The organism is Brevundimonas sp. (assembly GCF_013823285.1).
GTDB lineage: Bacteria > Pseudomonadota > Alphaproteobacteria > Caulobacterales > Caulobacteraceae > Brevundimonas.
In genome coordinates, this window is the sequence record NZ_PNLV01000084.1 from 1 (window position 1) to 11051 (window position 11051).

The following is an 11051-nucleotide window of genomic DNA, read 5'->3' on the forward strand; positions in this document are numbered from 1 at the left end:
TACGCCGCCTGGCTTTTCCATGACCTGCCCGACGCGGGCGACCTGGCGGAATACCGTCCGGCCACGGCCACGCGCGTCTATGCGGGCGACGGCACCCTGATCGGCGAGTTCTCACAGGAACGCCGCATCTATGTGACCTACGACCAGATCCCGGCCCCGGTGGTCCAGGCGTTCCTGGCGGCCGAGGACTCCAATTTCTTCCAGCACGGCGGGATCGATGTGGGCGGCGTCAGCCGGGCCATGTTCAAGAACGTTCTCAACGCGGTGCAGGGGCGGCGGCTCGAGGGCGGTTCGACCATCACCCAGCAGGTTGCCAAGAACGTCCTGCTGACCAATGAGAGCACCATCGGCCGCAAGCTGCGCGAGGCCATCCTGGCCAGCCGCCTTGAGGCGACCCTGTCCAAGGAGCAGATTCTCGAGCTCTATCTGAACGAGATATTCCTCGGCTACCGCTCCTACGGCGTGGCCTCCGCCGCGTTCAACTATTTCGGCAAGTCGCTGGATCAACTGACGGTCGACGAGGCCGCGTTCCTGGCGGCCTTGCCCAAGGGCCCGAACAACTATCACCCCATCCGCCGGCCCGAGGCCGCCCTGGATCGCCGCAACTGGGTGCTGGGCGCCATGCGCTCCAACCGTTTCATCACCGAGGACGCGTACCAGGCCGCCCGCGCCCGCCCGCTGACCACCCAGGACGCGCCGCGCCGGGCCCAGTACCGGGACGCGGATTTCTTCGTGGAGGAGGCCCGCCGCCGCGCCCTGGTCATGTTCGGCGAGGACATCAACGCTGGCGGCTACTACATGCGCACGACGCTGGACCCGTCGCTGCAGTCGGCCGCCCGCACAGCCCTGATGCAGGGGCTGGAGGACTACGACCGCCGCCATGGCTGGCGCGGCGGCTGGGGCAGTGTGGATATCGCCGAGGGTTGGCAGGAGCGTGCCGAGGAACGTGCAGCGCCGCCCGAGCGCCGGGAATGGCGGGCCGCCGTGGTCGAAAGCGTCAATGGGAACACGGTGCGCGTCCGCACCGCCCAGGACGATCAGACCGGAACCCTTCTGGCCGCAGACGTCAGCTGGGCGCGCGCCGGTTCCGGGCTGGAGGTCGGCGACCTGATCTTCGTCGAGCCGCGTGAAGGCGGTCAGTTCGCCCTGAAACAGGTGCCTGCGGTCAACGGCGCCCTGGTGGCCATGGAGCCCCGGTCCGGCCGCGTTCTGGCGATGGTGGGCGGCTATTCCTACGCCCTGTCCAGCTTCAACCGCGCCACCCAGGCCGAGCGGCAGCCTGGCTCGGCCTTCAAGCCGATTGTCTATGCTGCGGCCCTCGAGGGTGATTTCACCCCGGCCAGCATCGTGCTGGACGCACCCATCTCCTTCCCTGGCGGCGCCGGCGGGCGGCCCTGGACCCCCGAGAATTACAGCCGTCAGTACTATGGCCCGCAAAGCCTGAGACGCGGCCTGGAGCTGTCCCGCAACGTCATGACCGTGCGTCTGGCGCAGGCGGTGGGCATGGACAATGTGGTCCAGCTCGCGGAGGACATGGGCGCCGGCGACGACATGCAGCCCAATCTGTCGCTGTCACTGGGGGCGGGGGAGACCACGCCCTATCGCCTGACCGCGGCCTACGCCGCCTTCGCCAATGGCGGCCGGCGCGTGGACCCGTACCTGATCGAGCTTGTGCAGGACCGCAACGGCCGCACGATCTACCGGGCCGACCAGCGGGACTGCCGCAACTGCGGCCGGGGCTTCGACGGCGCCGCTTCCCCGCGCCTGACACCCCGGGGCGAGCAGGTCATCGACCCCATCACCGCCTACCAGATCAGCTCCATGCTCGAAGGCGTGATCCAGCGCGGCACCGGCGTGCGTGCGCGCGGGCTCGGCCGCTGGGTGGCGGGCAAGACCGGCACCACCAACGAATACCGGAGCGCCTGGTTTGTGGGATTCACCACCGACATCGTGGTCGGGGTCTTCATCGGCTTCGACGACAACCGCTCGCTGGGCTCCGGCGAGGCGGGCGCCGCCACGGCCGTCCCGGTGTTCATCAATTTCATGACCGAGGCGCTCAAGGAACGGCCCGCCCGTCCCTTCGTGCGTCCGCGCAACGCCATCTTCCGCACGGTCAATGGCATCGAGGAGGCGTTCCGGCCGGGCACCGAACGGCGCGCCGAACCGGCGCCCGTTCAGCAGACGTGGGAAGGTCCGCAGGCCTACACCGACGTCCTGCGCCGCGAGGCCGAGGCCCAGCGGCAGGCCCAGCAGCAGCAACAGCCCGCGCCTGCAGAACAGGCGCCGGCGCCGCGCCGTGAGCCCGCTGAGGACTTGAGCGGCCTCTACTGACCGACTAGATGACCTTTCTCCCGCCGCCCGAATCCTCGGGCGGCGCACCTGTTTTCGCTTCGGGAGTGATGCGATGAGACCGGATGTCGAGGCCGCCAAGGCCGACATCGAGCAGAGCCTGGCTCTGCTCAGGAGGCGTCTTTGACTGGGAGCCTGCGCTTCGAAAACTCGACGAGCTGAACGCCCGCGTCGAGGACCCCACCCTGTGGGACAACCCTGATCAGGCCCAGGCCCTCAGCCGAGAACGCTCGCGGCTGGAGGCCCAGATCAACGCCGTTCGCGAGATGGAGAACGGTCTGGAAGAGGCCGTCATGCTGTCCGAGATGGCCGACGAGGAAGGCGACGAAGCCACCCTGGAGGACGCCCGCGCCAGCCTGAAGGCGATCAAGGACCGCGCCGCCCGTGCCGAACTGGAGGCCCTGCTGTCCGGCGAGGCCGACGGCAACGACGCCTATCTGGAGGTCAACTCCGGCGCCGGCGGCACCGAGTCCAACGACTGGGCCGGCATGCTGCTGCGCATGTACAGCCGCTGGGCCAGGGCCCGTGGCTACGAGGTCGAGGTCCAGGAAGAGACCGACGGCGAGCAGGCGGGCATCAAGTCCGCCACCATCCAGATTTCGGGCCCCAACGCCTATGGCTGGCTCAAGTCGGAGTCCGGCGTGCACCGGCTGGTGCGCATCAGTCCCTTCGACTCGGCGGCCAAGCGGCACACCTCCTTCGCCTCCATCGGGGTGTCGCCGGTGGTGGACGACACCATCGAGATCGACATCAATCCGTCCGACGTGCGCACCGACACCTACCGGGCCTCCGGCGCGGGCGGTCAGCACATCAACAAGACCGATTCCGCTGTCCGCCTGACCCACATCCCCACCAACACCGTGGTGGCTTGCCAGGCCGGACGCTCACAGCACCAGAACCGCGAGCAGGCCTGGAAGATGCTGCGCGCGCGCCTGTACGAGCTGGAGCTTCAGAAACGCGAGGCTGCCGCCCAGGCCCTGGCCGACGCCAGGACCGATATCGGCTGGGGCCACCAGATCCGCAGCTACGTCCTGCAGCCCTATCAGATGGTCAAGGATCTGCGCACGAACGTGGAGACGTCCGACACCGACGGCGTGCTGAACGGCGATCTGGACGCCTTCATGGGCGCCGCCCTGGCTGCGCGCGTGGGCGACAAGCGGGGCGAGGCGGCCGGGGACTGATCGGCCGCCCCTCTCTCGCGATCAGGCCGGGGTCTTGGCCTGGAACGGCTGGATCGTGTCATCGCCCGAAGAAGCGGGCGTCGAAGCGGGCGTCGAACCGGGCGTCGAAGCCGGCGCCGCGCTGGACGTCGCGGGCGTCGCAGCGGGGGCGGTCGAGGCGGCGGAGGACGCGGCGGGCGTGGGCGCGGCGTCGCGGCGGCCCTGGATGCAGCGGCCCTGGAAATAGGCCCCCACGTCAATGGACAGCTGCTCGTGGGTGATGTCGCCGTCCACATAGGCGGTGCCCAGCAGCTTGATCTGCTTGCCGTTCACGCCGCCGACAATGCGTCCGCGCACCTCCACATAGTCCGCCGAGACATTGCCTTCGACCGCGCCGGTCTCTCCGACGATCAGGCGGCCGACGCGCAGGTCGCCCTTGACCGTGCCGTCCACCTGCAGGTCGCCGGCGCCCGAGACGTTGCCCTCGAACGTCAGGTCGGCGGACAGGGTGGAGAGGCCCTTCCCCGTGGGGACCTGTGAGGGCATCGAGGCGGCCTGCTGGGGCGCCGTTGATGGCGTCGGGCGCCGGGCCTGGCCGGGCGACGGCAGGTCAGGCAGTGGCGGGATCGGCTCTTCTGACCGCAGGGGCTTGGCGGCAGGCTTAGTTTTGTTGAACAATTTGTTCTCCGGCTCTCATGAAGCGGGCGGGATTCTGGGGTCGGCCGTTCATCCACACTTCGTAATGGAGATGCACGCCCGTGGAGCGCCCGGTGGTGCCCATGCCGCCGATCCGGTGGCCGACCGCGACGCGCTGGCCGGGCTGGACGGCGATGGTGTGGAGGTGGGCGTAGCGGGTCTTGAACCCGCCGCCATGGTCGATCTCGACCGTGCGGCCATAGCCGCCGCGAACGCCCGCGAAGGAGACGACGCCCGGCGCCGTGGCCAGGATCGGCGTGTTGGTCGGTGCGGCGAAGTCCTGGCCCTGGTGCAGGGCGGGACGGCCGTTGAAGGGGTCGAAGCGGACGCCGAAGCCCGAGGTGGTGCGCGCCGCATTCACCGGACGGTCGAAGGGCAGGCGCTCGGCGGCGTCGGCCAGGCCGCGCATATCGGACAGATTGTGAGCGGCGCTGCGGATGCGCATGGCGAAAGCCTCGTCCACGTCCAGCACCGCGGCCAGGGCGCGCGGATCCCGCGCCTCCACCAGCGGCCCGCCCAGGGCTGTGCCCGCTCCGGCGTAGGCCGAGGGATTGAGCCCCGCCAGCCGGAAGGCCAGACGCAGGCGCTCGGCGCGATTGTCGGCGAAGGATTCCGCCCGGGCGATCAGGCGCTCCTGATCCGCCTGCACGGCGGCGATGCGTCGAATGGGAGAGTTGCTGTCGGGGTCCAGCGGACGGGCCGGGGCCAGAGCCTCCTCCGAGCCGGGGATGCCGTTGAACATGCCCATCACCTGGGTCAGGGCGGCGTGGCGCCGCTCGACCATCTGGGCGGTTTCCTCCAGCGAGCCGGTCGTCGCAGACATGCGCATGACCGCGCTTTCCAGCCGGGCCTGAAGATCGGCGTTGACCCGTTCTGCTGCGGCGCGGGTGCGGGCGATCTCGGCTTCGGCCCGGCTTTCGGCCAGGGCGCCCAGCATGAAGCCGCCGCTTGAAACCAGCATCCAGCCGCCCAGAACCGTCGCCGCGCCGGCCGCCAGCATCTGCCGGCCTGTGGTCAGCACGTAACCGCGGGTTTCACCGTTGCACCTCAGATAGAGATGCCGTTCCGGAAAGATTCGCTCGATCAGATCCGAGAGCTGAGAAGCGAAGTTTCTAATCATCGGTTAACGTCCCCCAACGTCAGGCCGTCGTTATCCGTGAACAGTCACGCTCGTGCAAGGGAGTTCCCGCAAAGAACGAGGAGGTCCGCTCCGATTTCACCGCATACGATGCTGACGACGGTTAACTTCGCCTGCTGCGTGTATTTCGCCGAATCTGGAGTGGAGTGTCATCGCTATTCCGGCCCTTATGAACGAGGACGATGACGACCGTGTAAAGGGCGGCCGCTAAGCCCCGTTCACGGCGTCCAGAACCGCCTGGGCGTGGCCCGGGACCTTCACCTTGCGCCAGACGCGCCGCACCTTGCCTTCCGGGTCGATCAGGAACGTCGCCCGCTCGATGCCCATGAACTTGCGGCCGTACAGCATCTTCTCGCCCCAGACGCCGTAACGCTCGCACACGTCGCCGCCGTCATCGGACGCCAGGGTCACGTTCAGTTCGTGCTTGTCCTTGAACCGGTCCAGCTTCTTCACCGGATCCTTGGACACCCCGACAACCACGGCGTTGACGCGCCCGAACGCCGTCTTCAGCGCCGAGAAGTCCTTGCTCTCGCTGGTGCAGCCGGGCGTATCCGCCTTGGGATAGAAATACAGCGCCACCCACTGGTCCTTCAGTCCGTCCAGGCTGACCCGGCCGCCGCCGTCCGTCGGCATGTCGAACGCGGGGGCTTCCGAACCTTCGAGGTTATCTGTCATCTTTTACTCCGCTCATCCCCGCGCACGCGGGGACCCAGTCCGACGCATCCTTGAGATCGCCGAGGCGCACCTCATCATACAGGTCACGCCAGTCGGGATTGTTCTCTTCTATCATCTGCACCTTCCAGCGCCGCTTCCATTTCTTGATTTGCCGCTCACGACGGAAAGCGCCGTCTCGGGAGTCATGAACTTCGAACCAGACCAGCTGATCCACGCCGTACTGCGCCGTGAACCCATCGAACGTCTTCGCCTTATGTTGACTGACGCGAGCGATGAGACCGTCGGTCGAGCCGGTATAGAGGGTGCCGTTTCGGCGGCTTGCCAGGATGTAGGTGTAGAACGCCACGATCCAGCCTGCTCCGATCTGGGTCCCCGCGTGCGCGGGGATGAGCGGAATTTAGATGGGTTTCACGAGCACGATCTGGCCACGCTTGCCAAGCTTCACCTTGAACGCCCCTAAGTCGGAATCAACATCATCGAGACCGAACAGATGGCCCGGGTCCTTGATGAGATTGTCATTAATCCAGACACCCTCATTCTGGATTTTTTTCCGAGCCTGTCCAATCGAAGGGGACAACTCGGAAGCCTTGAGAAGGGCTTCCGCCTGTCGTTGCTGGAAGGGCCCGCCGTGCCGGTCCTGTTCCTCCGACGTTCCCGCCCAGACGAACTCATGGGTCGGCAGGTCCGTTGTCGCGTGACCCTTCTCGAATGCCTCTTCTGATGTCCTGCGTGCTTTCAGCGCTTCGTCCGCCCCGTGCAGCATTGTCGTCGCCGCGTCGGCCAGGGCCTTCTTCGCCTCATTCACCTCCGCGCCTTCCAGCGCCTCGAGACGCGCGATCTCGTCCAGCGGCATGTCGGTGAACAGGCGCAGGAACCGGCCCACGTCCGCGTCGTCGGCATTCCGCCAGAACTGCCAGTAGTCATAGGGGCTCAACTGCTCGGCGTTGAGCCAGACGGCGCCCTGTGCGGTCTTGCCCATCTTGCCGCCGGACGCCGTGGTGAGCAGCGGGGTGGTCAGGCCGAAAGCGGACTTCTGATCCATCCGGCGCACCAGATCGACGCCGGAGGTGATGTTGCCCCACTGGTCCGATCCGCCCATCTGCAGGGTCACGTTCAGGCGCCGGTTCAGCTCCAGGAAGTCCACCGACTGCATCAGCATGTAGTTGAACTCGAGGAACGTCATCGGCTGCTCCCGTTCCAGCCGCAGCTTGACCGAGTCGAAGGCCAGCATTCGGTTGACGGTGAACTGCGTGCCGTACTCGCGCAGGAATTCCACATAGCCGAATTTCGACAGCCACTCGTCGTTGTCGATCATGACCGCGTCGGTCGGACCGTCGCCGAAGGTCAGGAATTTCTCGAACACCGTGCGGATGCTGGCGATGTTGGCGGCGATGTCGGCGTCGGTCAACTGGGGCCGCGAGGCGTCCTTGCCGGTCGGATCACCCACCTTGGTGGTGCCGCCGCCCATGACCACAACGGGCCGGTGCCCCGCCTGCTGCAGTCGACGCAGCATCATGATCTGGATCAGCGATCCCACGTGCAGCGACGGCGCCGTCGCATCGAAGCCGATGTAGCCCGAGACCACGCCCGATGCCGCCGCCGCATCCAGTTCGACCGGGTGGGTGATCTGGTGGATATAGCCGCGCTGGGACAGCGTCTTGAGGAAGTCGGACTTGAAGGCGTGATCGGTCATGGTCAAAGCGGCTTGAGCATAGGGGAGCAGGGCGTGTAGCACGACGCGCGCGCATCGTTGAAGGTAATGACTTTCACCCCGCTGTTTCAGGGCATGTTAGAATGAACAGTTCGGGCGTGCGCGGCCATTGGCGGCCGGAGCCGCCGAACGGGGGAGGGGCCGATTTCGGACAATTCAGACAATTCAGACTATGTTTTTTCCGGCCCGGAGTCTGAAATCGTGGTCGCGCTGACCCCCCACCCGTCGACGCCCTCCGCCGGACTGCAGGTTCAGGTCCAGGTGCGTCGCAGGGACCGTATTCTCAGCCTTGAATACCGTGTCACCGGCCCGGTCGCAGCCCTGCGTCTGCCCCCGCCGGCCGAGAGAACGCGCACCGACGGTTTGTGGCGCTCCAGCTGTTTCGAGGCCTTCGCCGGACGCCGCGTCGGCTATGCGGAATATAATCTGTCGCCCTCCGGCGCATGGGCGGCTTATGGCTTTGACGCTTACCGGCAGGGCATCGCGCCCCTTGAGCAGCCCGCGCCGGTCCTCGTCATGCGTCAAGCGGCCGAGACCGTGGTCCTCACCGCCGATGTGATCCTGCCCCCGGATGCCGACGGCCGGATCGGCCTGTCCGCCGTCATCGAGACGACCGACGGCGCGCTCAGCTACTGGGCGCTGGCGCATCCGGCGGAAAAGCCCGACTTTCACCACCCCGACTCATTCGTCCTGACCCTGCCCGAGACCTCCGCATGAACTTCGGCCTCGACCGCCTGTTGTCCGACCCCGACCTGCGCCGCGACCTGAAGGGGCGGCGCGTGGCGCTGCTGGCGCACCCGGCCTCGGTGACGGCGGACCTCGCCCATGGCGTGGACGCCCTTGCGGCCTGTGACGGCATCACGCTGACGGCCCTGTTCGGTCCCCAGCACGGCATGAAGGGCGACCTTCAGGATAATATGATGGAGAGCCCGGACTACCGCGATCCGGTCCACGGCGTTCCGGTGTTCAGCCTCTATGGCGAGGTCCGCCGTCCGAAGGACGAATGGATGGAGACCTTCGACGTCATCCTGATCGACCTCCAGGACCTTGGCTGCCGCATCTATACCTATGTCACCACATTGCTCTATGTGCTTGAAGCGGCCCAGAAACATGGCAAGTCCGTGTGGGTTCTGGACCGGCCCAATCCGGCCGGGCGGCCGGTGGAAGGGCTGGCGCTTCGTCCCGGCTGGGAGAGCTTCGTGGGCGCCGGCCCCATGCCCATGCGCCACGGCCTGACCATGGGCGAGCTGGGCCGCTGGTTCATCCATCACTTCAGGATCGACGTGGACTACCATGTGATTACGATGGAAAACTGGTCACCCGATCAGGCGCCAGGCCACGGCTGGCCGCTGCTGGAGCGGGCGTGGGTGAACCCCAGTCCCAATGCGCCGAACCTGTCCATGGCCCGCGCCTATGCGGGCACGGTCATGCTGGAGGGGGCCACCCTGTCGGAAGGCCGGGGCACCACCCGTCCGCTGGAGCTGTTCGGCGCCCCCGACATCGACGCCCGCGCCGTGATCGCGGAGATGCAGGCCTTGGCCCCCGACTGGCTGGGCGGCTGCAAGCTGCGCGACATGTGGTTCGAGCCCACCTTCCACAAGCATGTGGGCAGGCTGTGCAGCGGCGTCCAGATCCATGTGGAAGGCCCGCACTATGACCACGGCGCCTTCCGCCCGTGGCGGGTCCAGGCCCTCGGTTTCAAGGCCATCCGCCGCCTCTGGCCTGACTATGACCTGTGGCGGGACTTCCCCTATGAGTACGCCTTCGGAAAGCTGCCCATCGACGTCATCAACGGCGGTCCTTCCTTACGCGAATGGGTCGATGACGCCGCCGCCATGCCCGGCGATCTGGACGCCCTGACCCTCCCGGACGAGGCCGCGTGGATCGAGGAGCGGCGGCCCTTCCTGCTGTATTGAGCCTCAGTGCAGCTTGAGCCGGCCCGAGATGCGGTTGTGCACCAGCCGCGCCAGCGCCAGCACCGCCGTCCGCACAGGGCCCAGAATGCGCCGGTGGTGGTCCAGGTGCAGGGACATATAGGCCCAGCGCGCCGTCAGCCCCTCGATGAAGAATCGGTCGCCCAGCAGGCCGCCCATCAGGGAGCCCGCCGCCTCGTCGTCGCCCAGGGCCACCAGCGAGCCCCGGTCGCGATAGACGAAGCTCCTGCCGCCCGCCCGGCCCTGAACATCGGCCAACAGGGCGTCGGCCAGATAGTCCGCCTGCTGGGCCGCGGCCTGGGCGCGGGCGGGGATCGGGCGGCCGTTCGCGCCCGGCGTCTCGGCGCAGTCGCCCATGGCCCAGACGCCCGGCGCCGAGGTGCGGAGGCGGTCGTCGGTGACGAACTGGTTCAGTTTGCCGGTCTTCAGGCCGAAAGAGGTGTTCCGCTCGTCCGCCTTCACCCCGGCGGCCCAGACGATCAGGTCGGCCGGAACGGCGCCTTGGGACGTGTCCAGCCCATCGGCGCGCACCCGCTCCACCTTCGTGTCGGTCATGACCCGCACGCCCTTGTGGGCCAGGGCGGTCATTGCCTGATTGGCGACGCGCTCGGGCAGGCCGCCCAGGATGCGCGGCGCCATCTCCACGATAGTGACCTCCAGCCGGAACTGCTGGTCGTGGGCCAGAGCCTCCTGAAAGGCGTCGTGGGCCTCCAGAAGTTCTGCGGCCAGTTCCACGCCGGTGGCTCCAGCCCCGACGATGGCGATCCTCAGCACGCGCTCATCGGAAAAGGCCGTGGCCATGAAGGCGGTGGTCAGGCGCTTCTGGAAGTCCCGGGCGTCGTCGGTGTCCTCCAGCAGCCGGGCGTGCTCGGCGGCGCCCGGCGTGCCGAACAGATTCGACCCGCTGCCGGTGGCCAGCACCAGCCGCTCGAAAGTCACCGCCCGCTCCGGAACGATGACCTTGCCATCCGGGTCGCGCATTTCCGCCAGCGTCAGACGCTTGCCGTCCACATCGAGCCCGGCCATGTCGCCAAGGCTGAATCTGAAGGAATTCCGCCGCGCCAGCATGGGGTAGGACAGCCCCTCCTGATGGGCGTCCAGCGTGCCCGCGGCGATTTCGTGCAGGCTGGGCTTCCAGATGTGGATCGGCGTCCGGTCGAGCAACAACACCCGGCGACGGCCCTGCCGTCGTCCCAGCTTGCGGCCCAGCCGCGCGGCGAGCAGCAGCCCGCCGGCGCCGCCGCCGACGATCACGAAATCCGCATGCATGTCAGTCCCCGTTCGCTGGCTCGTCTCCACCCCCCTTAACGCACGGCGCGCCGGTCAGTGCGATCCGAACGGGGATAATATGCCGCGCCCGGGCGACGGATTTCTTGGCTTGCCCCCTG

Annotated in this window: 10 protein-coding genes; 4 read left to right on the top strand and 6 right to left on the bottom strand. The window is 67.4% G+C overall.

Annotation, left to right across the window (positions count from 1 at the left end; genetic code table 11):
• Positions 1-2331, top strand: a 2331-nt coding sequence (locus tag C0461_RS11255) for a penicillin-binding protein 1A (RefSeq protein WP_292106941.1), incomplete at its 5' end; no start/stop codon positions are given.
• Positions 2332-2404: 73 nt separating this feature from the next.
• Positions 2405-3530 (top strand): peptide chain release factor 2 gene (gene prfB / locus C0461_RS11260; protein ID WP_292106944.1). Its coding sequence is split into 2 segments (ribosomal slippage): positions 2405-2473 and positions 2475-3530, totalling 1125 coding nucleotides; the frame shifts between segments, so codons are not numbered across the junction.
• A gap of 21 nt (positions 3531-3551) precedes the next feature.
• Here prfB and C0461_RS11265 read toward each other — a convergent pair.
• The 5 genes from C0461_RS11265 to tyrS all read right to left on the bottom strand — a co-directional run bounded on the left by C0461_RS11265 (position 3552) and on the right by tyrS (position 7711).
• Positions 3552-4055, bottom strand: a complete 504-nt coding sequence (locus C0461_RS11265; RefSeq protein ID WP_292106965.1) for a polymer-forming cytoskeletal protein — start codon at positions 4053-4055, stop codon at positions 3552-3554.
• Positions 4056-4170: 115 nt separating this feature from the next.
• Complete coding sequence (locus C0461_RS11270) at positions 4171-5325, bottom strand: peptidoglycan DD-metalloendopeptidase family protein (RefSeq protein WP_292106947.1); 1155 nt, start codon at positions 5323-5325, stop codon at positions 4171-4173.
• A gap of 225 nt (positions 5326-5550) precedes the next feature.
• On the bottom strand, positions 5551-6018 hold the full coding sequence (gene bcp, locus C0461_RS11275; protein WP_292106950.1) for a thioredoxin-dependent thiol peroxidase: 468 nt from the start codon (positions 6016-6018) through the stop codon (positions 5551-5553).
• Entirely contained in the window at positions 6008-6364 is a 357-nt protein-coding gene (locus tag C0461_RS11280) for a GIY-YIG nuclease family protein (protein WP_292106952.1), read from the bottom strand. Before C0461_RS11280 ends, bcp begins: the two co-directional genes overlap by 11 nt.
• Before the next feature lie 51 nt (positions 6365-6415).
• On the bottom strand, positions 6416-7711 hold the full coding sequence (gene tyrS, locus C0461_RS11285; protein WP_292106956.1) for a tyrosine--tRNA ligase: 1296 nt from the start codon (positions 7709-7711) through the stop codon (positions 6416-6418).
• A 219-nt stretch (positions 7712-7930) separates the two neighbouring features.
• Between tyrS and C0461_RS11290 the strand changes: the two genes are divergently transcribed.
• Together C0461_RS11290 and C0461_RS11295 are read left to right on the top strand one after the other, a co-directional pair.
• Positions 7931-8446: a DOMON-like domain-containing protein gene (locus C0461_RS11290; RefSeq protein WP_292106959.1), complete on the top strand. Its 516-nt coding sequence runs from the start codon at positions 7931-7933 to the stop codon at positions 8444-8446.
• Complete coding sequence (locus tag C0461_RS11295; RefSeq protein WP_292106961.1) at positions 8443-9645, top strand: DUF1343 domain-containing protein; 1203 nt, start codon at positions 8443-8445, stop codon at positions 9643-9645. Before C0461_RS11290 ends, C0461_RS11295 begins: the two co-directional genes overlap by 4 nt.
• Positions 9646-9648: 3 nt before the next feature.
• Here C0461_RS11295 and C0461_RS11300 read toward each other — a convergent pair whose 3' ends face one another.
• Positions 9649-10932, bottom strand: coding sequence for an FAD-dependent oxidoreductase (locus C0461_RS11300; protein ID WP_292106963.1), 1284 nt, complete (start codon positions 10930-10932; stop codon positions 9649-9651).
• Between the last annotated feature and the right edge of the window lie 119 nt (positions 10933-11051).